Origin of the sequence: Xanthomonas sp. fls2-241-TYG-148, assembly GCF_030208815.1 — a bacterium.
In the GTDB taxonomy this organism is placed as follows: Bacteria; Pseudomonadota; Gammaproteobacteria; order Xanthomonadales; family Xanthomonadaceae; genus Xanthomonas; species Xanthomonas campestris.
Map to the genome: position 1 here is coordinate 84,546 of NZ_JARVTE010000020.1, position 23,874 is coordinate 108,419.

General features: G+C 65.6%; 19 protein-coding genes and 2 other RNA genes. 14 read left to right on the forward strand and 7 right to left on the reverse strand.

Features of this window, described 5'->3' with window-relative positions; translation table 11 throughout:
- The first annotated feature begins 89 nt into the window (after positions 1-89).
- Entirely contained in the window at positions 90-632 is a 543-nt protein-coding gene (locus tag QRM60_RS18765; RefSeq protein ID WP_011037827.1) for a GNAT family N-acetyltransferase, read from the forward strand.
- A 182-nt stretch (positions 633-814) separates the two neighbouring features.
- Here QRM60_RS18765 and QRM60_RS18770 read toward each other — a convergent pair.
- Positions 815-889, reverse strand: a non-coding RNA gene (locus QRM60_RS18770) — sX9 sRNA.
- Positions 890-1,325: 436 nt separating this feature from the next.
- Between QRM60_RS18770 and mfd the strand changes: the two genes are divergently transcribed.
- Positions 1,326-4,793: a transcription-repair coupling factor gene (gene mfd / locus QRM60_RS18775; protein ID WP_040940965.1), complete on the forward strand. Its 3,468-nt coding sequence runs from the start codon at positions 1,326-1,328 to the stop codon at positions 4,791-4,793.
- A gap of 61 nt (positions 4,794-4,854) precedes the next feature.
- A non-coding RNA gene (locus tag QRM60_RS18780) (sX9 sRNA) lies at positions 4,855-4,929 on the forward strand.
- A gap of 116 nt (positions 4,930-5,045) precedes the next feature.
- On the opposite strand, the gene QRM60_RS18785 is transcribed toward QRM60_RS18780, so the two are convergent.
- Both QRM60_RS18785 and QRM60_RS18790 read right to left on the reverse strand, forming a co-directional pair.
- Positions 5,046-5,483, reverse strand: a complete 438-nt coding sequence (locus QRM60_RS18785; RefSeq protein WP_115573284.1) for a DUF6691 family protein — start codon at positions 5,481-5,483, stop codon at positions 5,046-5,048.
- Positions 5,480-5,905: a YeeE/YedE family protein gene (locus QRM60_RS18790; protein ID WP_202863373.1), complete on the reverse strand. Its 426-nt coding sequence runs from the start codon at positions 5,903-5,905 to the stop codon at positions 5,480-5,482. The genes QRM60_RS18785 and QRM60_RS18790 overlap by 4 nt, the downstream gene beginning before the upstream one ends.
- A gap of 393 nt (positions 5,906-6,298) precedes the next feature.
- On the opposite strand from QRM60_RS18790, the gene QRM60_RS18795 reads away from it, so the two are divergent.
- From QRM60_RS18795 to QRM60_RS18830, 8 genes are all read left to right on the forward strand, one after another.
- The gene (locus QRM60_RS18795) at positions 6,299-6,595 is read left to right on the forward strand and encodes a metalloregulator ArsR/SmtB family transcription factor (RefSeq protein WP_042598175.1); all 297 of its coding nucleotides are present in this window, start codon (positions 6,299-6,301) and stop codon (positions 6,593-6,595) included.
- Between the two features lie 547 nt (positions 6,596-7,142).
- Entirely contained in the window at positions 7,143-7,472 is a 330-nt protein-coding gene (locus QRM60_RS18800) for an STAS domain-containing protein (protein WP_011037829.1), read from the forward strand.
- Positions 7,473-7,490: 18 nt separating this feature from the next.
- Positions 7,491-9,503: a chemotaxis protein CheA gene (locus QRM60_RS18805; protein WP_285446829.1), complete on the forward strand. Its 2,013-nt coding sequence runs from the start codon at positions 7,491-7,493 to the stop codon at positions 9,501-9,503.
- A gap of 71 nt (positions 9,504-9,574) precedes the next feature.
- Positions 9,575-11,710 carry a methyl-accepting chemotaxis protein gene (locus QRM60_RS18810; RefSeq protein WP_285446830.1) on the forward strand — a complete coding sequence of 712 codons (2,136 nt, stop codon included), beginning with the start codon at positions 9,575-9,577 and terminating at the stop codon, positions 11,708-11,710.
- 10 nt (positions 11,711-11,720) lie between these two features.
- Positions 11,721-12,236: a chemotaxis protein CheW gene (locus QRM60_RS18815; protein ID WP_075285510.1), complete on the forward strand. Its 516-nt coding sequence runs from the start codon at positions 11,721-11,723 to the stop codon at positions 12,234-12,236.
- Between the two features lie 26 nt (positions 12,237-12,262).
- Positions 12,263-13,546: an EAL domain-containing protein gene (locus tag QRM60_RS18820; protein ID WP_285446831.1), complete on the forward strand. Its 1,284-nt coding sequence runs from the start codon at positions 12,263-12,265 to the stop codon at positions 13,544-13,546.
- Positions 13,547-13,550: 4 nt separating this feature from the next.
- Positions 13,551-14,357, forward strand: coding sequence for a protein-glutamate O-methyltransferase CheR (locus QRM60_RS18825; protein ID WP_285446832.1), 807 nt, complete (start codon positions 13,551-13,553; stop codon positions 14,355-14,357).
- Positions 14,354-15,481: a chemotaxis response regulator protein-glutamate methylesterase gene (locus QRM60_RS18830; RefSeq protein ID WP_012437834.1), complete on the forward strand. Its 1,128-nt coding sequence runs from the start codon at positions 14,354-14,356 to the stop codon at positions 15,479-15,481. The genes QRM60_RS18825 and QRM60_RS18830 overlap by 4 nt, the downstream gene beginning before the upstream one ends.
- A gap of 303 nt (positions 15,482-15,784) precedes the next feature.
- Here the strand turns inward: QRM60_RS18830 and QRM60_RS18835 are convergent, their stop codons facing one another.
- The 4 genes from QRM60_RS18835 to gpmA form a co-directional block, all read right to left on the reverse strand.
- Positions 15,785-17,347, reverse strand: a complete 1,563-nt coding sequence (locus QRM60_RS18835; protein WP_115540677.1) for a phospholipase D family protein — start codon at positions 17,345-17,347, stop codon at positions 15,785-15,787.
- A gap of 153 nt (positions 17,348-17,500) precedes the next feature.
- Positions 17,501-19,600, reverse strand: coding sequence for a M13-type metalloendopeptidase (locus QRM60_RS18840; RefSeq protein WP_285446833.1), 2,100 nt, complete (start codon positions 19,598-19,600; stop codon positions 17,501-17,503).
- A 163-nt stretch (positions 19,601-19,763) separates the two neighbouring features.
- Positions 19,764-20,081: a hypothetical protein gene (locus tag QRM60_RS18845; protein WP_285446835.1), complete on the reverse strand. Its 318-nt coding sequence runs from the start codon at positions 20,079-20,081 to the stop codon at positions 19,764-19,766.
- A 147-nt stretch (positions 20,082-20,228) separates the two neighbouring features.
- A complete protein-coding gene (gpmA, locus tag QRM60_RS18850) occupies positions 20,229-20,978 on the reverse strand; it encodes a 2,3-diphosphoglycerate-dependent phosphoglycerate mutase (protein WP_285446834.1) in 750 nt (249 codons plus the stop codon).
- 103 nt (positions 20,979-21,081) lie between these two features.
- On the opposite strand from gpmA, the gene nfi reads away from it, so the two are divergent.
- From nfi to QRM60_RS18865, 3 genes are all read left to right on the forward strand, one after another.
- Positions 21,082-21,792, forward strand: coding sequence for a deoxyribonuclease V (gene nfi / locus QRM60_RS18855; protein WP_115557436.1), 711 nt, complete (start codon positions 21,082-21,084; stop codon positions 21,790-21,792).
- 365 nt (positions 21,793-22,157) lie between these two features.
- Positions 22,158-23,048, forward strand: a complete 891-nt coding sequence (locus QRM60_RS18860) for a pirin family protein (RefSeq protein WP_103700078.1) — start codon at positions 22,158-22,160, stop codon at positions 23,046-23,048.
- A gap of 249 nt (positions 23,049-23,297) precedes the next feature.
- Positions 23,298-23,759: a hypothetical protein gene (locus tag QRM60_RS18865; RefSeq protein ID WP_011037845.1), complete on the forward strand. Its 462-nt coding sequence runs from the start codon at positions 23,298-23,300 to the stop codon at positions 23,757-23,759.
- Positions 23,760-23,874: the final 115 nt, after the last annotated feature.

The following is a 23,874-nucleotide window of genomic DNA, read 5'->3' on the forward strand; positions in this document are numbered from 1 at the left end:
CATACGGCCCCCAGCGGCGCACCGGAATCATTCACGGTTGTGCGCTGGGCTGGTGCCAGAATCTTCCGATCTTCAAGGAACACCCGGTCATGGCCATCCGCAATCGCATGCCTCCCTGGCATGAAAATTTCAGTCTGCCCAATGGCCGCACGCTCCTGCTCCGCCCGATCCGTCCCGAGGACGGCCCGCCGCTGCAGGGAGCCTTCAGCCTGTTGGGCCCGGAAGAGATCCGCGCCCGTTTCGTGCGCTCCTCGGCCGAAATCACCCCCGAAATGGTGCAACGCCTTACCCACCCCAACCCCAAGAGCGAGATCGTGTTGGTGGCGGCCGAGCAGTTGCCGCCCGGCGAAGCGCTGGTGGGCGCCGTCGCACGTGCCGCGCTGGTGCCGGGCACCCGTCAGGCCGAATACACCATCCTGGTCAGCAGCTTTGTGGCCGGCCAGGGGCTGGGCCGCCAACTGATGCGCAAACTGGTGAAATGGGCGCGCCGCAAGTACCTCGATTGCCTGTACGGCGATGTGCTGCAAAGCAACCTGCCGATGCTGCAGCTGGCCGAATCGCTGGGCTTCAAACCGCAGCCCCACCCGGATTCCCCGGAACTGGTGCGCATGGTGCTGGAGCTCGATGCTTGAGGGGCGGGGATTGGGGATTCGGGAGTTGGGATTTGTTTTGAAGCGGTGGCTGTGCGTGTTGGGTGTTCGCATGGCATGCCCTGTATTGCGGGACAGCACGTGAGTTCCCCCGCCGGCCTGAGCGCCGCCCAAGGTTTCGCAAAGGCGCCGCCACAAGCCGCCAATAACAGGTGACTTAGAGCGGCTAACAAAAAGTCGCAAGCAGTCGTCGGGTGGGTGCGGACGGCGCGGAGGAACCGGAATGTACGTGGGTACATGCCGATTCCGAGCACCGGCCGCGCCCGCCCGGCGGCTGCGCAGTCGTTTTGATAGCTGCTCTTAGCCTGGCATCCCCAAAAAGCCGCCTGTACACCGTCAGGCGCGGTGTCCTCGCCGCTTGCGGGACCATGTGGCGGCATGGATGCCGCCACTGAGCTTCCATGGACGGATTTACGGCGTGTCCCGCAAGCGGTGAGGGCACCGCGCCCTCGACCAACTAGGCTGTTGACTGCCAAGACGAGCAATCCCGCCTACCTGGAAGCGCAGTAGAGAATGCGGATAGGCCAGTCGCAGCCCGCCTAACTCTGGAACGTCGCAGCAAGGGCCCTTGCCCGCCCTCCCCATCGCACGACGCCGAAGCCCGGCAGGCCAGGCCGGCCGCTTTCACGCCAGATGGACCGGCCCCTGGCGGCGCTCTGATAAAATCGCCGGCTGATGCCGTCGCCTACCTTCCCTTCTCCGCCGCTGCCCAAGTCCGGCCAGCTCCGCGCCTACTGGCGCGCTCCGTCGTCTCCGACTGCCCTGGCCTGGTCGATCGCACGCGCTGCCGAAGCGCATGCCGGCCCGGTGCTGGTGATTGCCCGCGACAACCAGAGCGCGCATCAGATCGAAGCCGATCTGCACGCCCTGCTGGGTGACGCGTCCACGCTGCCAGTGGTGCCGTTTCCCGATTGGGAAACCCTGCCCTACGACCAGTTCAGCCCGCACCCGGAAATCATCAGCCAGCGCCTGGCGGCCCTGCATCGCCTGCCCGGTCTGACCCGTGGCGTGGTGATCGTGCCGGTGCAGACCTTGCTGCAGCAGCTGGCGCCGCTGAGCTACATCGTCGGTGGCAGCTTTGATCTCACCGTTGGCCAGCGCCTGGATCTGGACGCGGAAAAACGCCGCCTGGAAAGCGCCGGCTACCGCAACGTGCCGCAGGTGATGGATCCGGGCGATTTCGCAGTGCGCGGCGGCCTGCTGGACGTGTTTCCGATGGGCGCCGACACCCCGTTGCGCATCGAACTGCTGGACGAGGATATCGATTCCATCCGCGCCTTCGACCCGGAATCGCAGCGCTCGCTGGACAAGGTGGACGCGGTCAAGATGCTGCCCGGCCGCGAAGTGCCGATGGACGATGCCAGCGTGGAGCGTGTGCTCGCCTGCCTGCGCGAACGCTTCGACGTGGATACGCGGCGCAGCGCGCTGTATCAGGATCTGAAGTCCGGCATCGCACCGTCGGGCGTCGAGTATTACCTGCCGATGTTCTTCAGCAAGACCGCCACGCTGTTCGATTATCTGGACACGCGCGCGCTGCCGCTGATCGCCACCGGCGTCTCCAATGCGGCCGATGCCTTCTGGCTGCAGGCGCAAAACCGCTATGAGCAGCGCCGCCACGATGTGGAACGCCCGCTATTGCCGCCCGATGAGCTGTACCAGTCACCGGATGCCTTGCGCGAGCGGCTCAACAAGCTGGCGCGCATCGAAGTGTGGCCGGCCGACCATCCGCGTATCGACGAGGCCGCGCCGCTGGGCGACCAGCCGTTGCCGCCGCTACCGGTCGCCGCCAAGGATGCGCCCGCCGGGCAGGCCCTGGCCTCGTTCCTGGGCCATTACCCCGGCCGGGTGCTGGTGGCCGCCGATTCGGCCGGCCGCCGCGAAGCCTTGATGGAAGTGCTGGCCGCCGCGCAGTTGAAGCCGGACGTCGTGGCGGACCTGCCCGCGTTTCTGGCCGCGACCAAACTGCGCTTCGGCATCACTGTGGCGCCGCTGGAAGACGGCTTTGCATTGGACACGCCGCAGATTGCGGTGCTGACCGAGCGCCAGTTGTTCCCGGAACGGGCCAACCAACCGCGCCGCACGCGCCGCGTGGGCCGTGAACCGGAAGCGATCATCCGCGACCTGGGCGAGCTCTCTGAAGGCGCGCCGATCGTGCATGAAGACCACGGCGTGGGCCGCTACCGCGGCCTCATCGTGCTCGACGCCGGCGGCATGCCTGGCGAGTTTCTGGAAATCGAATACGCCAAGGGCGACCGGCTGTATGTGCCGGTAGCGCAGCTGCACTTGATCAGCCGCTACTCCGGTGCCTCGGCCGACACAGCGCCGCTGCATTCGCTGGGTGGCGAGCAGTGGACCAAGGCCAAGCGCAAGGCCGCGGAAAAGGTGCGCGATGTCGCCGCCGAGCTGCTCGAAATTCAGGCGCGCCGCCGCGCGCGCGCAGGCCTGGCGCTGCAGGTGGACCGCGCGATGTACGAACCGTTCGCGGCGGGCTTTCCGTTCGAGGAAACCACCGACCAGTTGGCCGCAATCGATGCCACCCTGCGCGATCTGGGCAGCAGCCAGCCGATGGACCGCGTGGTCTGCGGCGACGTGGGCTTCGGCAAGACCGAAGTCGCGGTGCGCGCCGCGTTCGCCGCGGCCAGTGCCGGCAAGCAGGTCGCCGTGCTGGTGCCGACCACGCTGCTGGCCGAACAGCATTACCGCAACTTCCGCGACCGCTTCGCCGACTACCCGATGAAGGTGGAAGTGCTGTCGCGCTTCAAGAGCACCAAGGAGATCAAGGCCGAGCTGGAAAAAGTCGCCAGCGGCGATATCGACGTCATCATCGGCACGCACCGGCTGCTGCAGCCGGACGTGAAGTTCAAGGATCTCGGCCTGGTCGTGGTGGACGAAGAACAGCGCTTCGGCGTGCGCCAGAAGGAAGCGCTCAAGGCGATGCGCGCCAACGTGCATTTGCTCACGCTTACCGCCACGCCGATCCCGCGCACGCTCAACATGGCCATGGCCGGGCTGCGCGATCTGTCCATCATCGCCACCCCGCCGCCGAACCGGCTGGCGGTGCAGACCTTCATCACCGCCTGGGACAACACCCTGCTGCGCGAGGCGTTCCAGCGCGAACTCAGCCGCGGCGGCCAGCTGTATTTCCTGCACAACGATGTGGAAAGCATCGTGCGCATGCAGCGCGACCTGTCCGAGCTGGTGCCGGAAGCGCGCATCGGCATCGCGCATGGGCAGATGCCCGAGCGCGAGCTGGAACGGGTGATGCTGGATTTCCAGAAGCAGCGCTTCAACGTGCTGCTGTCGACCACGATCATCGAATCGGGCATCGACATTCCCAACGCCAACACCATCATCATCAACCGCGCAGACCGCTTTGGTCTTGCGCAGTTGCATCAGCTGCGCGGCCGCGTGGGGCGTTCGCACCACCGCGCCTATGCGTATCTGGTGGTGCCGGACCGCCGCTCCATGACCTCCGATGCGGAAAAGCGCCTGGAAGCCATTGCCTCCATGGACGAGCTGGGCGCCGGCTTCACCCTGGCCACGCATGATCTGGAGATTCGTGGTGCCGGCGAGCTGCTGGGCGAGGACCAGAGCGGGCAGATGGCCGAGGTGGGCTTCAGCCTGTACACCGAACTGCTGGAACGCGCGGTGCGCAGCATCCGCCAGGGCAAGCTGCCCGACCTGGATGCCGGCGAAGAAGTCCGCGGCGCCGAGGTGGAACTGCACGTGGCCTCGCTGATTCCCGAGGACTACCTGCCCGATGTACACACGCGCCTGACCCTGTACAAGCGCATTTCCAGTGCCCGCGACAGCGATGCCTTGCGCGAGTTGCAGGTGGAAATGATCGACCGCTTCGGCCTGCTGCCAGACCCGGTCAAGCACCTGTTCGCGATCGCCGAGCTCAAGTTGCAGGCCAATGCCTTGGGTGTGCGCAAGCTGGATCTTGGCGAGAATGGCGGCCGCCTGGTGTTCGAGGCCAAACCGTCGATCGACCCGATGACCGTGATCCAGATGATCCAGAAGCAGCCGAAGATCTACACCATGGACGGCCCGGACAAACTGCGCATCAAGCTGCCGTTGCCCGAGGCTGCCGACCGCTTCAATGCGGCGCGTGGGCTGCTGACGGCCCTGGCGCCGCGCTAAGAGCAGCTATCAAAACGACTGCGCAGCCGCCAGGCGGGCGCGGCCAGTGCTCGGAATCGGCATGTACCCCCGTACACTCCGGTTCCTCCGCGCCGTCCGCACCCACCTGACGGCTGCTCGCTACGTTTTGTTAGCCGCTCTAAGTGGTTATACGGAGCAGTGCGTCCCGCCGGGGCGCACTGCACAGGCACGCTGCAGCGCGTGGTGTTTTGAAGGTACTGCACGACGCACTGTGCAACGCGCCGACGGTAATCAGCGATCTACCTTGGCCTGTTTTGGCGCATTGAACGCCCAGTGCAAGGCACTGCCCGCCAGCATCGCAGGCACAAACCACAACGCCTCCACTGAGCCGACACCCAGGCCGGCCAGCGCCGGGCCGGGGCAATAGCCTGCAATCCCCCAGCCGATGCCGAACAGGGCAGCGCCGCCCAGCAGTGGCCGATCGATTCCGCGCAATCCAGAGAGTTGAAAGGCCTGCGCGAAAGCCGGCCGCTGGCGACGCATGACCGCTGCAAACAGCACTGCGCTGGTGATCATCGCGCCACCGAGCACATACAGCAGGCCCGGATCGAAATCACCGGCCACATCCAGAAAGCCGATCACCTTGCGTGCATCGGTCATGCCCGACATCGCAAGGCCCACACCAAACAGCGCGCCCGACGCTAGGCTCGCAAGCAGGAACCGTTTCATGCCGCGCTCCAGAGATGCCGCATGACGTAGGTGGTGATCATGGCAGTGGCCATGAAGGTCGCCACCGCGGCCAGCGAGCGACGCGAGCCACGCGCAAGCCCGCACACGCCATGCCCACTGGTGCAGCCATTGCCCATGCGCGTGCCAAAGCCCACAAGCACACCGGCCACCACCAACGCGCTGCGCGAATAGTCGCTGCGCGGCTGCGGCGCAGACGGCACCCATGTCATGTACAGGCTGGCAGCCACGATCAACCCGGTAACAAACAGCAACCGCCAGGCCACATCGCCCGCAACGGGAAACAGCACACCGTTGACGATGCCGCTGATGCCGGCGGTGCGCCCGTTGAGCCACAGCAGCAAGGTCGCCGCCAGGCCGATCAGGACGCCACCGGTCAAGGAGATCGCCCAAGGCGCCATCAAGCGGCACCCCACTGGTTCAACGGCAAGCGCAGAGAGCGGTTGCCGGTGTGATCTGGCGGGGTAGTGCGCTGCCATGCAAAGGGAGCGGCATCGACGTAGGTGCCTGCAGGCGACCTACCGATGCGCTGGAGGTCCTTGTATAGGTGGCAGCGTCGCGCACAGGCGCGACAAGCGCCACATAGGCAACGACACGGCCGTCGATCAGTCGGCGATCGCGGGATGCTGCTGCGGTGCACTGTGGCGTGATCTGAGCAGGCATTGGCTGGTTGCGCTTTATTTTAGATATCTCTAAATTAGGTTTGCCTCATCCAGATGTCAACGGCTTCACAGGTTCGCCCCATGCCATCGCCCTCCAAAAAGTCAGTCAAGCGTACATTGCCGTCGGCGGAACACATGGCAGCGCTCGCCACGCAAGCCAGCGGCCTGCTCAAGGCCCTCGCCCACCCCGCCCGGCTGTTGGTGCTGTGCCAGTTGGTGGAAGGCGAGCGATCGGTGGGCGAGCTGCAACCACTAACCGGGTTGAGCATGTCCGCACTGTCGCAACATCTTGCAGTGCTGCGTGAGATGGCACTGGTGATCACGCGACGCGAGGCGCAGACCATCCATTACGCTTTGGTGCCGGGGCCGGCGGTGGGTGTGCTCGATGCGCTGTACGCGGCTTATTGCGCGCCGCGTAAGCCAGGCGCTTAGCGTTGCGCTACTGATCGGCAGAGGCACTGCGTGCGCAGCGTCCGCCACCTACAGCGGTCGAGCAGCTGCAGCATCAGCTGCGCCAGGATCGGCTTGTCGTGGCGCATCCCCACACCGCAGGAAACGGGCGCAACCGTGCTACGGCGCTGCGTGCAGCTTATCTAACGCGCATCAAGTGCGCCGTTAGCGTACTCCACCAGTAATGCGCGTGATTCACGGTAATGCAGCGTGCAACGTCGTCGCAGCTACAACGCGTGCAAACACGTCGGCACCAACAGTGACTCCATTGCAGCGCTCGCTTAAGAGCAACCTCAGCCGATACGCAGCACAAATCACGTCATCGCAAACCTGAGCGGTTAACGCTCACGCAGTGATGCGCATCGCAAATCAGTCGCTTGGCTGAATTCGGCCTAAATATTTCTGTCACGCGCCGATACCTGCATAGACCGACACGACTTGGGCCTACTTGGTAGCGCGTGAAGCCGATGTCGAGGTGAGAACTTCTCCGCGTCATGCCACGCACGTGTCATCGCTTCACGAGGCCGCAATGGACATCTTTTCGTTGGATCTACCCGCCCCGCTCACGCTTGCCCTCGAAGGCGAGATGACCATCCGTCGCGCTGCCGAGCTCAAGCCATTGCTGCAGCCGGCACTGGCGCATCCGGGTGGCGTGCGTTTGGACCTGGCTGCGGTCAGCGAGATCGACACCACTGGCCTGCAGCTGCTGCTGGCCACCAAGCAGGCGGTGCAGGCTGACGGACGCCCGTTTGTGTTGACCGATTCGAGCCGCGCCGTGGTCGATGTGATCGAACTGCTGGGCCTGCTGGAAGCGCTGTACCCCCACGCCGCCACCGGTCTGGGCGAACGCATTCATTAACACGGACAGGTGACGCGCATGGACATGAATCAGCTGATGCAGACCTTCCTGGCCGAGAGCCGGGATCTGCTCGAAGACATGGAACGTCACCTGTTACAGGCCGAGCGTGGCGAGTCCTCGCCGGATGCGGTGAACGCGATCTTCCGTGCGGCGCACACCATCAAGGGCTCCGGCGGTCTGTTCGATCTGCCGCAGCTGGTGGGCTTCACCCATGTGGTGGAAAGCGTGCTGGATCTGGTGCGCGAAGAATCGGTGGCGCTGCAGTCGGAACTGATCGCCTTGCTGCTGGTGTGCTGCGACCACATCCATGCACTGGTGGAAACGGCCGCCGACCCCAGCCATGCCGATCCCGCTGCATTGGCCGCCGAAGCCGAGCCCCTGCTGGCGCAGTTGCAGACCTATCTGCAAGGCAGCGTTTGCGGCGCAACTGTCAGCGACGCGCAGCGCAGCACGCCGGAAAAACAAAGCGGTTACTGGCGCGTCAACCTAGCCTTGTTTGCCGATGCGCTGCGTTTTGGCAACTCGCCATTGAAGTTGATCCGCAACCTGCGCGGGCTCGGTTCCGTCGAGTCGATCAGCACCGACTACAGCAAATTGCCCACGTTCGAGGAGTTCGACCCGGAAGCCAATTACCTTGGATTCCAGATCCTGCTGCGCAGCGATGCCGACCGCGCGGCGATCGAAGACGTGTTCGAATTCGTGCGCGAAGACTGCGACCTGGAGATCGTCGCGGTGCCCGCGCCACTGGACACCACGCTCAGCGCCGCGACCGCAGCAGCCACTGCGGAACCGGTGCACACACCGGCGCCAGCCATTGCCGTGGTGCCGACACCGCGCGCCGCTGCATCGACTGCCGAGACTGCGCCGCGTTCCAACGAGGCGCGCTCCATCCGCGTGGACGCCGACAAGCTCGATCGCATGATCGACCTGGTGGGCGAGTTGATCATCGCGGTGGCCAGCACCGGCACCAATGCACAGCGCACCGGCGATGCGCAGCTGCTCGAATCCACCTCGATCCTGGCGGGCCTGGTGGAAGAGGTGCGCGAAAGTGCACTGCAGCTGCGCATGGTCAAGATCGGCGGTACCTTCAGCCGTTTCCAGCGCGTGGTACACGATGTGGCGCGCGAACTGGGCAAGGACATCGCGCTGGTGGTCGCCGGCGAAGACACCGAGTTGGACAAGTCGGTGGTGGAAAAGATCGGCGACCCGCTCACCCACCTGGTGCGCAATGCGATGGACCACGGCATCGAGCCGGCGGACGTGCGCGTGGCCAACGGCAAGCCGGCCCGTGGCACCGTGGGCCTGAATGCCTTCCACGATTCCGGCAGCATCGTCATCCAGATCACCGATGACGGTGGCGGGCTGAATCGCGACAAGATACTGGCCAAAGCGCTGGAACGCGGCCTGGTCGAACCCGGCCGCCAGCTCAGCGATCGCGAAGTGTTCGCGATGATCTTCGAGCCCGGTTTTTCCACTGCCGAAAAAGTCACCAACCTGTCCGGCCGCGGTGTGGGCATGGATGTGGTCAAGCGCAACATCACCGCGCTGCGCGGCTGCGTGGACATCGACAGCACCGCCGGCGTGGGCACCACCATTTCGGTACGGCTGCCGCTGACGCTGGCGATCATCAACGGCTTCCAGGTGGGCATTGGCAAGTCGGTGTTCGTGGTGCCGCTGGATGTGGTGGAAGAGTGCGTGGAGTTCACGCCCGACTACACCAGCGACTACATCGACCTGCGCGGCAGCGTGCTGCCGTACGTGCGCCTGCGGGACTTGTTCGCGCTGGGCGGCAAGCGGCCGGCCCGCGAAAGCATCGTGGTCATCCGCCAGGGCGCGCAGCGGTTCGGGCTGGTCGTGGACACCTTGTTGGGCGAATGGCAGACCGTGATCAAGCCATTGTCCAAGGTGTTTGCGCAGGTCAAGGGCATCAGTGGTTCGAGCATTCTCGGCAGCGGCGAGGTCGCGCTGATTCTCGATGTGCCCAGTCTGATCCAGCAATTGCATCCGGGCCAGGACGCGCTGGCCGCCTGACCGTTCAAACCGTCGCTCGTCTTCCCACGCCGCCGTTCTACGTCGTTCCCTGACTCCAGGAAGCTGCCACCATGTCGCACCGTCTCCCGATCGCCACCCAACTGTGGTTCACCGCCGCTTTCGCCATTGCACTGCCGGTTGTGGTGGTGGTTGCTGGCTTCGCACTCACGCTGTCGCATGCTGCACTGCTGGCGGCGAGCGTGCTGGTCGCACTCGCCAGCGGTGTGCTGCTGGCCTGGTCGATCCGCACCGCTACCGGCTCGGTGGAGATCGCCACCACCACACTGGACGCCTTCGCCCGCGGCAACTTCGATGTCGCCCTGCCGCAGGTGCGCGACGAGCAGGCCTGTGAAGTGCTGCGCGGCCTGCGCAAGGTGCAGAGCGGCATCCGCCACGTCAACGACGAAATCAACCGTGTCTCGCACGAACACGACGCTGGCGAGATCGATGCGCGCATCGATGTGGCACGGTTCGATGGTGACTTCCGCGCCATGGGCGACGGCATCAACCGCATGGTCGCCAGCCATATCGCGGTGAAAAAGCAGGCCATGGCCTGCGTGGCCGAATTCGCCCGCGGCAATTTTTCCGCCGAGCTGGAACGCCTGCCCGGCAAGAAGGCCTTCATCAACGAGGTCGTGGACCAGATCCGCGGCAACCTCACCGGCCTGGTCGCCGAAGTCAACCGCATGGCGGTCGAACACGATGCCGGCGATATCGACGTCGTGATCGACACGCAGCGCTTCACCGGCGATTTCCGTCGCATGGCCGAAGGCATCAATGCGATGGTGGCAGGACATATCGCGGTCAAGAAGCAGGCCATCGCCTGCGTGGCCGAGTTCGGCCGCGGCAACTTCACCGCACAACTGCCGCAGCTGCCGGGCAAGAAGCGCTTCATCAACGAGACCATCGATCAGGTGCGCGGCAACCTCACCGGCTTGATCCGCGAGATCAACCACATGTCGGCCGAGCACGAAGCCGGCGATATCGACGTGGTGATCGATACCGCACGCTTCGACGGTGACTTCCGCAGCATGGCCACCGGCATCAACGAGATGGTCGGTGCGCATATCGCGGTCAAGAAGCTGGCAATGGGCGTGGTGGCAGAGTTCGGCCGCGGCAACTTCGACGCGCCGCTGGCGCAGCTGCCCGGCAAGAAGGCCTTCATCAACGACACCGTGGAGCGCGCGCGCGGCAACCTGCGCAGCATCTCCGAGGTGATCCAGGTGATGGGCGCGATGGCCGAGGGAGACCTCACCCACACCGTGGAAGGCCGCTATGAGGGCGCATTCGCCGACATGCAGCGCTACGTCAACACCACCATGAGCCGCCTCACCGAGATCGTCGATGAGGTCAACCGCAACGCCGAGAACCTGGCCAGCGCGTCGGAACAAGTCAGTGCCACCGCGCAGGCGCTGGCCCAGGCCGCCAGCGAACAGGCGGCCGGCGTGGAAGAAACCAGCGCCTCGCTGGAGCAGATGACTGCTTCCATTGCACAGAACACCGAAAACGCCCGCGTCACCGACAGCATGGCCGCCAAGGCCGCCAGCGAGGCGGCCGACGGTGGCGACACCGTGCGCGCCACGGTGGTGGCGATGAAGGACATCGCCAAGAAGATCGGCATCATCGACGACATCGCCTACCAGACCAATCTGCTGGCACTCAATGCCGCGATCGAAGCCGCACGTGCCGGCGAGCACGGCAAGGGCTTCGCGGTGGTGGCGGCCGAAGTGCGCAAGCTGGCCGAGCGCAGCCAGATCGCCGCGCAGGAAATCGGCGAAGTGGCCGGGTCCAGCGTGGAACTGGCCGAAAGCGCTGGCCGCGTGCTGGGCGAGATGGTGCCTTCGATCCGCCGCACCTCCGATCTGGTGCAGGAGATCGCGGCAGCGTCCGAAGAACAGACCGCCGGTGTCAGCCAGATCAACACCGCGGTGGGCCAGTTGAACCAGACCACCCAATCCGCCGCGGCCAATGCCGAAGAACTGGCCGCCACCTCGGAAGAAATGAGCGCGCAGGCCGAGCAATTGCAGCAGCTGATGGGCTTCTTCCGGCTGGGTAACGGCGGGCGTGGCAATGTGCCGGCGGCCAAGCCGGTGCAGCGTCGGGTTGCGCCTGCCGCCAGCCTGCCGCTGCGCCGCGCCAACGTACGTCCGATCAGCGCGGCGGTCGCCGCCGATGTGATCGACGAATCCCAGTTCGCCAGCTTCTGAGGAATCGACGATGCAACAGCGCAGCGTAGAGACCGGTGGCGCGCCCGCCATGCCCGCGCCCCAGCAATACCTCACCTTCCTGCTGGGCGGTGAGATGTTCGGCCTGGGCATCCTGGGCATCAAGGAAATCATTGAATACCGTCTCCCGACTGAAGTGCCGATGATGCCGCCGGCGCTGCGCGGTGTGATCAACCTGCGTGGTGCGGTGGTGCCGGTGATGGACGTGCAACTGCGCTTTGGCCGCAGTGCGAGCGCCATCACCAAACGCAGCTGCATCGTGATTGTGGAGATCGCACGCGCCGGTGAGCAGCAGGTGTTGGGCTTGCTGGTGGACGCGGTCAGCGAAGTGGTGGAGATCGCGCCCGCCGACATTGCCGATGCGCCCAGCTTCGGCGCCGGAATCCATCGCGATTTCATCCACGGCATGGCCAAGCGCGACGAGCGCTTCGTGATCCTGCTGGATGCCGACGCCGTGCTGGCCAACGACGCACCGGCGCAGCTGCCCGACGCCGCGCTGGCGGCCTGACTCTTTCCGTGCACGCCAGGACTCTCATGCACTCTCCACTTCTTTCCTGCAACTGCGCATTGGCCGGCCCGGTCCTGGTGGTCGACGACAGCGTGGTCCAGCGCGAACACGCCATGGCGCTGTGCCGCCAATTGGGCGCCAGCGTGGTGGACGGTGCCGGCGACGGCCATGCCGCGCTCGACTGGCTGAGCCGCGCCAGCGCACCATCGCTGCTGTTGATCGACCTGGAAATGCCGGGAATGGACGGCGTGCAGCTGCTCGATGCGCTGGCACGCGGCCAGCACAGCGTGCCGGTGGTGGTGGTCTCGCAACGCGGCGGCGCGCTGATCGATGCGGTGATGCAACTCAGCCGCAGCGCCGGTGTGCGCGTGCTCGCCGGCCTGGAAAAACCGCTGCGCCTGCAGGACCTGGCCACCACGCTGGACTGCATTCCCGAACCGCTCGCCGAGACCACCACCGCGCTGTCCACGCCGCTCTCGCCGCTGCTCTCCAGTGGCGGTGCGGCGGCCTCGCGGCTGGATCGCGCCATGCGGCGCGGCGAAATCCGCGTGGCCTACCAGCCCAAGCTGGACCTGCGCGACGGCCGCCTGCGCGGCGTTGAGGCCCTGGCGCGCTGGCGCCGCCCGCAAGGCGACATGATCGGCCCGGACCGCTTCATTCCCTTGGCCGAGCGCGAAGGTTTGATCCACGCACTCACCCAGCAGGTGATCGACAAGGCGGTTGCGCAACTGGTCGACTGGCGCGCCGAAGGCCTGCAACTCACGCTGGCCTTGAACCTGTCGCCCAATCTGCTGGGCGAGCAGGATTTTCTCGAACACCTGTGCGCCAAGCTGGCCGACAACGGCCTGGCACCGGCCGACCTGGTGCTGGAACTCACCGAAAGCGCCATCGTGGAGCCGGCCAATGCGCTGAGCATGCTGGCGCGGCTGCGCCTGCATGGGTTCGGCCTGTCCATCGACGATTACGGCACCGGCTTTTCCTCGTTGCAGCGGCTGGCCAGCATCCCGTTTACCGAGCTCAAACTCGACCGCAGCTTCGTGCATGCCGCGCACCGCAGCCGCAGCCAGCGCACCGTGCTGGAATCCACGCTGGAGCTGGCCCACCGGTTGGAACTCACTGCCGTGGCCGAGGGCGTGGAAACCCCGGACGACTGGCGCCTGCTGCGCGAGCTCGGCTGCGACCTGGCCCAGGGCTACCTGATGGCCTCCCCGATGCCGGGCCCGATGTTGTCGGAGTGGTGGCGCGAACACGCCAGCCGCATCGCCCGTCTCTGCAGCAGCGAGCTTCCCACTGATGCCGACCTTGTCTGAGCCCATGAGCACGTCGACCGCGATCACCGAACAGGAATTCGGGCGCTTTCAGCGCTTCATTTTCGAAGCCGCCGGCATCAGCATTTCTTCGGGCAAGAAGGCCATGTTGTGCGGACGGCTGGGCAAGCGCCTGCGCGAGCATCAGTTCGACAACTACACCCAATACCTGCAGTTGCTGGAAAGCCGGCAGGACCGCGACGAGATCCAGACCGCGATCAACCTGCTCACCACCAACGAAACCTATTTCTTCCGCGAGCCCAAGCACTTCGACCTGCTGCGCCGCCTGGCTAGCGACCACCGTGGCGGGCTGCCGCTGCGCTGCTGGAGCGCGGCCAGTTCCACCGGCGAAGAGGCCTACAGCATGGCGATGGTGCTCGACGACGCGCTGCAAGGCCGTGCGTTCGAAGTGGTCGGCACCGACATCAGCAGCCGCGTGGTGGCCAAGGCCCGCACCGGCCACTACGCCCTGCAGCGCATCGACGGCATTCCACAGGCGTATCTCAAGCGCTACTGCCTGCGCGGCCAAGGCGAGTACGCCGGCACCTTGCTGGTGGAGCGCCGCCTGCGTGACCGGGTCAAGTTCGTGCATGCCAATCTCAACGCCGCCTTGCCCATGCTGGGCAGCTTCGATGTGATCTTCCTGCGCAACGTGATGATTTATTTCAATGGCCAGACCAAGCGCGAAGTGATCCTGCGCGTGCTGGCCAACCTCAAACCGGGCGGGCACTTCTGCATCGGCCATTCGGAAAGCCTGAGCGAGCTCGACATCGATCTCATCCAGGTGGCACCGTCGATCTTCCGTAAAGCCTGAGCCAGGGATCCACCGTGTCCACAGCGTTCAACCGCCCCATCCCGCAGTCCCAGACCATCAAGGCGATGGTGGTCGATGATTCGGCGGTGGTACGCCAGGTGCTGGTGGGCGTGCTCAACGAAGCGCCCGGCATCGAGGTCATCGCCACCGCTGCCGACCCGTTGCTGGCCATCGAAAAAATGCGCCAGCAGTGGCCGGACGTGATCGTGCTGGATGTGGAAATGCCGCGCATGGATGGCATCACCTTCCTGCGCAAGATCATGAGCGAGCGCCCCACCCCGGTGGTGATCTGCTCCACGCTCACTGAAAAAGGCGCGCGCGTCACCATGGATGCGCTGGCCGCCGGCGCAGTTGCCGTGGTCACCAAACCGCGGCTGGGACTCAAGCAGTTCCTCACCGACTCGGCCGACGAGCTGGTGGCCACCGTGCGCAGCGCCGCGCGCGCCAACGTCAAACGCCTGGCCGCACGCGTCACTGCCGCGCCGCTGGAAGCCGAGGTCAAACACACCGCCGATGTGATCCTGCCTGCGCAAACCGGCCGTGCGTTGGCGCAGACCACCGAGCGAATCGTGGCCATCGGCACCTCCACCGGCGGCACCCAGGCGCTGGAAGAAGTGCTAACCGCCTTGCCGCGCGTGTGCCCGGGTATCGTGATCGTGCAGCACATGCCGGAGAAGTTCACCGCCGCGTTTGCGGCACGCCTCAACGGCCTGTGCCAGATCGCAGTGAAAGAAGCCGCCAACAACGACCGCGTGATGCCGGGGCGTGCGTTGATCGCACCCGGCGGCAAGCATCTGCTGCTGCGCCGCAGTGGCGCGCAATATTTTGTCGAAGTACTCGAAGGCCCGCCGGTGAACCGGCATCGCCCCTCGGTCGATGTGCTGTTCCGATCGGCTGCGCGCGCGGCCGGCAGCAATGCGCTGGGCATCATCATGACCGGCATGGGCGACGACGGTGCCGCCGGGCTGCTGGAAATGCGCCAGGCCGGCGCACGCACGATCGCGCAGGACGAGCACACCAGCATCGTGTTCGGCATGCCCAAGGAAGCGATCAAACGCGGCGGTGCCGACCGCATCCTGCCGCTTGGCGCGATGGCGCGGGAGATCGTGACGCAGCTGCAGTAGCGATGCATCGGCCTGAGACAGGCAGCGGTGAAAGCTGGCGGTTGCGCCAAGTGCTTCGCGCAACGTCGTGGTCGGCTCGTCGATCGCGTCATTACTGTGCCGGCTTTACCGCACATCACATCGCGTCACGCATGCGCGTAGCCAGCGAGAGACGCAATCAGTGCCGGCTGATCGTCCGTCAACGTACGCACTTAATTGCGATCGCTACGCACCAGCCAATACGACGTCGTAAATGCCCAGCAGGCACGCAGCAAAGTGCCCGCAGCCCTGCCCCACAGCCAACCCGGCTACTTCTCGCCGCAGTTACAACTGCGAATCCAGCGGCAGCCAGCCCAACACCTTGGCCGCGCCGCGACGCCACACACTGGCGGCCGGTTCGCGCGTCCACACCGCCGGTGGCTGCGCGGCATCGTCGTGCCAGCGCAATCCGCCCTGCTCCAGCGTCACCCGGTAGCTCACCGGCGCGCTCACCTTGTGGTTGTACAGCCGCTCCAGCTCCGCGGTCACGGTGCGGTCTTCGAACAGCAGGCCCATTTCGGTGTTGAGATTCATCGAGCGCGGGTCCAGGTTGAACGAGCCGATGAAACCGGCGCTGTCGTCCACCACAAAGGCCTTGGTGTGCAGGCTCGCGCCACTGGAACCGAACAGGCTGCCATCCGGGCGCCCCATCGGCTTGAGCTCGTGCAGGCGCACGCCTTGTTGCAGCAGCGGAATGCGGTAGTCCGCATAGCCGCTGTGCACCGCCACGACATCGTTGGCGGCCAGCGAATTGGTCAATACGCTGACGCGTACGTCGCGCTTGCGCAGGCCGCCGATCCAGCGCATGCCGTCGTCGCCTGGCACGAAGTAAGGCGAGATCAATTTCAGTTCGCGGCGTGCGTTGGCCATCTCACCGATCAGGATCGGCGTCATCCAGTCCGGCTGCGGTGGCGCACCTTCGGCCTTCTCCGGCGGGTCGGCCACGATGCGCGCCTGCTGCACCCAATGCACCGGGCGATTGCCCTGCATCAAGGCATGCACGCTTGGCGATTGGCGCAGGCGCTCCACGTACGGGTGCGCGCCCACCGACGCCATCCCCGCGTCCAGGCTGCCGCGCAGTTGCTCCAGCGCCTGCGGCTTGGCGGTGACCAGCGCCGCCAGCGGCAATGCATTGGGGCTGTTCCAGTAGGCATCGAACACCTGCTCGGACTCACGCACCGTCGGGCCGATCAAGGCCGCGTCCATATCCATGAAGTTGGTGTCGCGTGCGGCGTCGAAATATTCGTCGCCCACATTGCGCCCACCCACCACAGCGATGCGGCCATCGGCAATCCACGCCTTGTTGTGCATGCGTCGGTTGATGCTGAACATGCGCAGCACCATTTCCACGCCGCGCATCAGCGTGCCCTCGCGCGCACGGGTGGGATTGAACAGGCGGATCTCGATCAGCGGATGGCTGTCCAACGCGGCCAGCACCGAGTCGCTGCCATGGATGTTCATGTCGTCCAGCAACAGGCGCACGCGCACGCCACGGTCGGCCGCACGCAGCAATTCGTTGTGCAACAGGTTGCCGGTGAAGTCGGCATGCCAGATGTAGTACTGCAGATCCAGGCTGCGGCCGGCCGCACGCGCGGTCAATGCGCGCACCGCAAACGCATCGATGTTGTCGGACAGGATCACCATGCCAGTCTTGCCGGCGTGCGCCTGCTGCAATGGAGCGACCACCTGGTCGATCGGCGTTGCCTGCGCCGCCACCGGCAAGGCATGGCTGGCAGGGCCGCGCTCGCGATCGGCAAAGCGGCCGTAGCCATACAGCGACAGCACGCTGCCCAGCGCCAGCACGAGCACGCCGATGCCCACCCACTTGAAGATCTTGCGTTTGGTCACTGCCGGTTCCGCGTTGAAGTGCGCGGCAGTCTAGAGGCTCTGCGAGCAGGCGGGTGTGCAGACGCAGTGCATCGCAGCGGGCTCATCCTTGCGCGCATGCCGCGCGGAACGCGTGCAGGCGACTGTCGCCGCCTGCACGCTGGTCCATCACGCTTACCAGATCGCCACGCGGTCCTTGTCGCCGCGCACCATCGCATCGCCCGGCTTGCACTGGAACGCCTGTGCGAACGCCGGCATGTTGGACGGCGCGCCGTTGGCGCGGAAGTTGGCCGGCGCATGCGGGTCGGTGTTGAGGCGCACGCGCAGCTCGCCATCGGTGAAATTACGGCGCCACACCGTGGCCCAGTTCATGAAGAAGCGCTGGTCCTGGCTATGGCCGTCGATCTCCTTGTTGGCGGCCGGCTGTTCCTGTAACGCCATCTGCAGCGCGTCGTAGGCCACGGTGAGGCCGCCCAGGTCACCGATGTTTTCGCCCAGGGTCAGCTTGCCTTTGACGTGCACGCCGGGAATCGCCTCGTAGCCATCGAACTGCGCCACCAGCTGATCGGTGCGCTGGGTGAACAGCTTGCGGTCGGCGTCGGTCCACCACGTGTCGAAGTTGCCCTTGGCATCGAACTGGCTGCCGGAATCGTCATAGCCATGCATCATCTCGTGCCCGATCACCGCACCGATGCCGCCGTAATTGAGCGCCGGGTCGGCCTTGGGATCGAAGAACGGCGGCTGCAGAATCGCCGCCGGGAACACGATCTCGTTGCGGGTGGCGTTGTAGTACGCGTTGACCGTCTGCGGCGTCATATGCCACTCGCGCTTGTCCACCGGCTTGCCGATCTTGTCGAGCATGTAGCGGTAATTGAACGCCTGCGCGGCCTGCATATTGGCCAGGAACCCGTCGCCCCGCGTTTCCAGCCCGCTCCAATCACGCCACTGGTCCGGATAGCCGATCTTGGGCGTGAAGCTGGCCCACTTTTCCAGTGCACGCTGCTTGGTCTCCGCGCTCATCCAGTCCAGCTTCTCCAGCCGCGCCTTCAGCGCATTGGAGAGGTTCTGCACCAGCTGCTGCATCTGCGCTTTTGACTCGGCCGGGAATGCCGATTGCACGTAGAGCTGGCCCAGTGCCTCGCCCATGGCCTCGTTGACCGCGTTCAAGGTGCGCTTCCAGCGCGGCAACATGTCCTGCTGCCCGCGCAGCGTCTTGGCATAGAAATCGAAGTTGGCCTGCTCGAACGGCTTGGCCAGATACGGCGCTGCCTCATCGATGCTGTGGAAGCGCAGATATGCCTTCCAGGTATCCACCGGCGTGTTGACGAGCATGCCGTCCAGCGCGCGGAAATACTCCGGCTGGCTCAGCGAGAAGGTGCCGGCCGGCACCTTCAGTGCACTGAAGAATGCCTGCCAATCGAAGTGCGGCGTGATCGCGTTGGCGCCCGCCACATCGACCGGGTTGTAGCGCTTGGCCGGGTCACGCAGCTCAATGCGCGAGAGCGAGGCGTTGGCCAGCTGCGTCTCGAATGCCATCACGGCTTTGGCCTGTTCGGCCGCCTGCGCTGCCGGAATGCCGGACAGCTCCAGCACGCGGGCGATATAGGCCACGTACTGTTCGCGGATCTTTGCCTGGGCCGGATCGGTGTAATAGCCCTTCTCCGGCAGGCCCAGACCGCCCTGCCCCGCGTACGCAATCATCTGCTCGGAATTCTTGTAGTCGGCATTGGCGCCGAACGAGAACAAAAAGCCCTGGCCCTTGGCATAGCTGTCGCGCAACCAGGCGGCAATCGCCGGCGCATCGCTAAGCGCATCAATCGCTTTTAGCTGCGGCTGCAGCGGGGTGATGCCGGCCTTGTCGATGGCCGCCTCGTCCGAGCCGGTCCGCCACAGGTCGGCGATCTTGGCATCCACCGAACCTGCGGACAGATTACCGCGCGCCAGTTGTTCCACCAGCGCGTGCTGGATGGTCAACGAGCGCTCGGCCAGCACTTCGAAACTGCCCCAGCTGGTGCGATCGGACGGCACCGGGTTGGCCTTGAGCCACTTGGCGTTGACGAACCCGTTGAGGTCCTGGCATGCGGCAATGGCCGGATCCAGATCGCCGCTGCCGAAGGCCACGATCGGCGCATCCAGCTTGGACACATCCACGCGCGGCGGCGCTGCAGGTGCGGCGGCGGCCGGCTTGCTGGTGTCGTCGGAGGCACCGCACGCGGACAGCGTCACGGCGATGGCCACCGCCAGGGACAGCGGGGCAAACTTGCTGAGGATCATTGAATTCTCCAGGACAGGGGCCGCAGCGTGCGCGCGGCCGAAAAGAGTAGGTAATCGGCGCACTGCACTGATCTCCCAAAAGTCACACAACAGGCGAACGCCCTAACGTCCACCACCGCGCGCATCCAGCCGCTGCGGCATCGCACTCCAACGCGCCGCTGCGCTAGGAGTGTTTGTAGAACGGCTTCAACAGCAGGTACACCGGGAAGGCGAGCACCATCAACACCAGCGCCGCATCGTGACTGGACGTTGCCTCCGCCCAGGACTCCATCTGCCGCGACGGACCAAACAGGCCAAAGGCCACCAGCAGCACACCGGCCAGGCACACCAGCAAGGCCAGCCATGTGGCTTCTGCAGAGACACTGCCGCCTGCCAGCACGGCAAACGCACCGCTGACTCCTGCCATCAGCACGCCCAATGTCGCCAGATAACTGCGGCAGTACAGGGCGCTCATCTGCTGCGTTTTACGTTTGCCGGACATCATGTCTCGCAATGAAAGAAGCACCATTGGCAGAGCGCGCCAACAGGCACGCCGCTGCATCACGGCCAACGCCGCCACGCCTCATGCATGGCGGCAGCACCGGCCAATCCGGCAGCGGGCGTGCTGCGTGCACGCCCGCTGCGCGGCTTACTTGGCCTTGCCCTGGTTGGCCACGGCTTCGGCGGCGCGCTTGGCCGCTTCCGGGTCGCCCAGGTAGCGGTAGCTCTGCACCTGCAGGTTGTCGTCCAGCTCGAACAACAGCGGGATGCCGGTGGGAATGTTGAGTTCCAGGATCTGCTCGTTGGAGATGTCGTTGAGGTACTTGTACAGCGCGCGCAACGAGTTGCCGTGCGCGGTGACCAGCACCGTCTGGCCGGCCTTCAACTGCGGGGCGATCGCGTCGTGCCAGTACGGCAACACGCGCACCAGCGTGGTTGCCAGCGACTCCGTGCCCGGCAATGCATTGCGGTCCAGCGTGGCATAGCGGCGGTCATGCCCGGGATGGCCCGGATCGGCGACGTCCATGGCCGGCGGCGGGATGTCGTAGGAACGGCGCCAGATCTTGACCTGTTCCTCGCCGTGCTTGGCCGCGGTTTCTGCCTTGTCCAGGCCCTGCAGGCCACCGTAGTGACGCTCGTTGAGGCGCCAGCTCTTGTGTACCGGCAGCCAGTCATGGTCGAGCTCCTTCAGCGCGCCCTGCAGCGTGTGGATGGCGCGCTTGAGCACCGAGGTGTACGCCACATCGAACTGCAGCCCTTCGTCCTTCATCAGCTTGCCGGCCGCGGCGGCTTCCTGGCGGCCCTGCTCGGTGAGATCCACGTCCACCCAGCCGGTGAAACGGTTGTCCAGGTTCCATTGGCTCTGGCCATGGCGCAGCAGTACGAGTTTGCGGGTCACTACGGTTCTCCGATTGGGGGCCGATCAACCGCTGATTGTAGCGGCAGCCGATGCCTGCCTGGCGTGCACGGCATCGCCACGGCGTGCGCGCGATGCTGCGGCCATGCAGACATCCATCGACCCCGTGTTCGCCGGTTGGGACGGCAGCGTCGTCCAGGCGCGACAGTTGCAGCAGCAACTGGCCCAGCGCGTGGCGCTGAGCGATGAAGTTTCCGCCGCGCCTGCGCTACTAGCCGGCTTCGATGTGGGCTTCGAAGACGATGGCCAGACCACGCGCGCGGCGGCCGTGCTGCTGGATGCGCAGACGCTGCTGCCGCTGGAAACCCACGTCGCGCGCGTGCCGACCTCGATGCCGTATGTGCCCGGCCTGCTGAGTTTTCGCGAGCTGCCCGCGTTGCTGCGGGCGCTTGCGCTGCTGTCGCGTACGCCGGATTTGGTGTTCATCGATGGCCAGGGCATCGCGCATCCGCGCAGGTTCGGCATCGCCGCGCACTTTGGCGTGGTCACCGGCCTGCCCAGCATCGGCGTGGCCAAGCAACGCCTGGCCGGAACCTTCATCGAGCCCGGTGGGGAGCGCGGCGACCACAGCCCCATCCTGCTGGCCGGTGCGCAGATCGGCTGGGCACTGCGCAGCAAGCCGCGCTGCAATCCGTTGATCGTCTCGCCCGGTCATCGCGTGTCGATGCAGGGCGCACTCGACTGGACCCTGCGCACGCTGCGCGCCTATCGCCTGCCAGAACCGACGCGTCTGGCCGACCGGCTGGCTTCACGGCGTGGCGAAATCGAGCTGCAGACGCAGCCGACGTTGCTATAGCCCGAGTGCTGCGGGGCAAGCGTGCAATTGCGGGCATCGATGCATGGTTCGTTGGATGTGGCTTGTCAGTTCTCGCGTGTAGGTTCTGACTTCTAGCTTGTCGCGCGTAGCCCACAGCCGCGGCTGTCTTGCGGCTTGGACAGCGCCGACCAGATCGACATGCAGATGCTTGTAGTTTTGGTGCCTGGATGTGCGGCATTCACCAACGTGGCCACCTGCCGTAGCAGCACGCCACCAGCCACCAGCTCGTCGCCATCACCTCATCACGTGCCGCACGCACAGAACATTCCATCTTGCGTTGCAGCGCGCCCACGCCGTGGGCTGCATGGCAAGCTGCCGCTCTGCCCACTGCACGAGCCGCTGCCATGACCACGCTGATCGCTCCCCGTGTCCACGATATTGGCGGCCTGCAGGTGCGCCGCGCCGTGCCGACCCTGCAGGCGCGCAGCGTTGGCCCCTTCGTGTTCGTCGACCACATGGGCCCGGCAGTGCTGGAGCCCGATCACGGCATCGATGTCCGCCCGCATCCGCATATCGGCCTGGCCACCGTCACCTTCCTGTGGTCGGGCGAGATCGGCCACCGCGACACGCTCGGCTCGGATCAGGTGATCCGCCCCGGTGACGTCAACTGGATGACCGCCGGCCGCGGCATCGCCCATTCCGAACGCACGCCGGGCCCCGAACGCGCACGCGAGCACGCCCTGCACGGCATGCAGACCTGGATCGCGTTGCCGCGCTCGGCCGAAGAAACCGCGCCCGCCTTCCATCACCACGCCGCCACCAGCCTGCCGCAACAGCGCCGCAACGGCGTGTGGCTGCGGGTGATCGCCGGCCGCGCCTATGGCGAGGAATCGCCGGTGCAGGTGTTCAGCGGCACGCTCAACGTGGCGCTGGATCTGGACGCCGATGCCGAGATCGATCTGGACACCAGCCACGCCGAGCGCGCGCTCTACATCCTGGAAGGCGAGGCGCAACTGGATGGCGCCGACGTGCCGGCGCGGCATCTGATCGTGCCCTCTGCCGGCACGCGCGGCAGGCTGCGCGCCAAGACCCCCCTCAAGGCGATGCTGCTCGGCGGCGAGCCGCTGGATGGGCCGCGCCACCTGTGGTGGAACTTCGTCTCCAGCTCACAAGAGCGCATCGAACAGGCCAAGGACGATTGGCAGGCCGGCCGCTTCGGCACCATCCCCGGCGACGATCAGGAATTCATTCCGCTACCGGAAACGCCGGCGCCCAAACCCGTCAATTACCCCTGAAACCATGCGCGGATTCGCACTGGCGGACACAACCGTGCCAGGTCTCGGAAGGGGAGTGCCACGCCACACAAGCGATGCCAGACGCAACTGCGACCCATCTTGAGCACGCCCACAAAACTGTGGTAGTGATACCTGCGTAGTCGGAGCGCGTTGCGTGGACGGCACGCTCAAGCGGGGAGCTTGAGACGGTGCAGCGGCACGAAAGACGACAGCGCCCCGCATTGTCATCCATCGCCGGGGAACACTTGAATGAAGTCCGCATCCTGCCTAGTCGGCCTGTCATTGCTGTTGGCCGCCGTGACCGCCCATGCCCAGTCCGCGCCTGTCTGTCCGCCATTGCCGCCGGCCTCCGGCCTGCAATGGACCCAGCTCGCCGGTGCCGATTACTTGGTCTGTAAAGCCACCACCGCCGATGGCCGCCAGGTGGTGGGCGTGATGCTGACCACCCGCGACCCGGCCATGGCGCTGGCGCGTGACCGCCGCGCGGAAAAAGGCCAGATCCAGGAAGAGGAGTTCTACTGGTACAAGCTCGATCTGGGTGGCCGCGAGGTCCCGGGCATGGAATCACGCCGCGTCACCGTGGTGGAGCTGGGCAAGAAGCGCTATGCGCAGCTGTGGATCGACGGCGCCAGCACCGAAGAACTGGCCTCGATGCAGTCGCTGGTGCAGAACATGGACCTGCAGCCGGCCAGCCTGGCACTGCAGCGCTAAACAACGCCCGCAGATGGCATGACCGGCAGCAGCCGGTCATGCCACATCGCTTCGCACTACGACTTAGAGCAGCTATCAAAACGACTGCGCAGCCGCCAGGCGGGCGCGGCCGGTG

Excerpts from the sequence above, each read along its gene's own strand:
- QRM60_RS18845 (WP_285446835.1), bottom strand. The coding sequence starts at position 20,081 with ATGTCCGGCAAACGTAAAACGCAGCAGATGAGCGCCCTGTACTGCCGC.
- QRM60_RS18810 (WP_285446830.1), top strand. The coding sequence starts at position 9,575 with ATGTCGCACCGTCTCCCGATCGCCACCCAACTGTGGTTCACCGCCGCT.
- QRM60_RS18860 (WP_103700078.1), top strand. The coding sequence starts at position 22,158 with ATGACCACGCTGATCGCTCCCCGTGTCCACGATATTGGCGGCCTGCAG.
- QRM60_RS18800 (WP_011037829.1), top strand. The coding sequence starts at position 7,143 with ATGGACATCTTTTCGTTGGATCTACCCGCCCCGCTCACGCTTGCCCTC.
- QRM60_RS18825 (WP_285446832.1), top strand. The coding sequence starts at position 13,551 with ATGAGCACGTCGACCGCGATCACCGAACAGGAATTCGGGCGCTTTCAG.
- QRM60_RS18815 (WP_075285510.1), top strand. The coding sequence starts at position 11,721 with ATGCAACAGCGCAGCGTAGAGACCGGTGGCGCGCCCGCCATGCCCGCG.
- QRM60_RS18765 (WP_011037827.1), top strand. The coding sequence starts at position 90 with ATGGCCATCCGCAATCGCATGCCTCCCTGGCATGAAAATTTCAGTCTG.
- QRM60_RS18820 (WP_285446831.1), top strand. The coding sequence starts at position 12,263 with ATGCACTCTCCACTTCTTTCCTGCAACTGCGCATTGGCCGGCCCGGTC.
- QRM60_RS18865 (WP_011037845.1), top strand. The coding sequence starts at position 23,298 with ATGAAGTCCGCATCCTGCCTAGTCGGCCTGTCATTGCTGTTGGCCGCC.
- QRM60_RS18785 (WP_115573284.1), bottom strand. The coding sequence starts at position 5,483 with ATGAAACGGTTCCTGCTTGCGAGCCTAGCGTCGGGCGCGCTGTTTGGT.
- nfi (WP_115557436.1), top strand. The coding sequence starts at position 21,082 with ATGCAGACATCCATCGACCCCGTGTTCGCCGGTTGGGACGGCAGCGTC.
- QRM60_RS18795 (WP_042598175.1), top strand. The coding sequence starts at position 6,299 with ATGGCAGCGCTCGCCACGCAAGCCAGCGGCCTGCTCAAGGCCCTCGCC.
- mfd (WP_040940965.1), top strand. The coding sequence starts at position 1,326 with ATGCCGTCGCCTACCTTCCCTTCTCCGCCGCTGCCCAAGTCCGGCCAG.
- QRM60_RS18805 (WP_285446829.1), top strand. The coding sequence starts at position 7,491 with ATGGACATGAATCAGCTGATGCAGACCTTCCTGGCCGAGAGCCGGGAT.
- QRM60_RS18840 (WP_285446833.1), bottom strand. The coding sequence starts at position 19,600 with ATGATCCTCAGCAAGTTTGCCCCGCTGTCCCTGGCGGTGGCCATCGCC.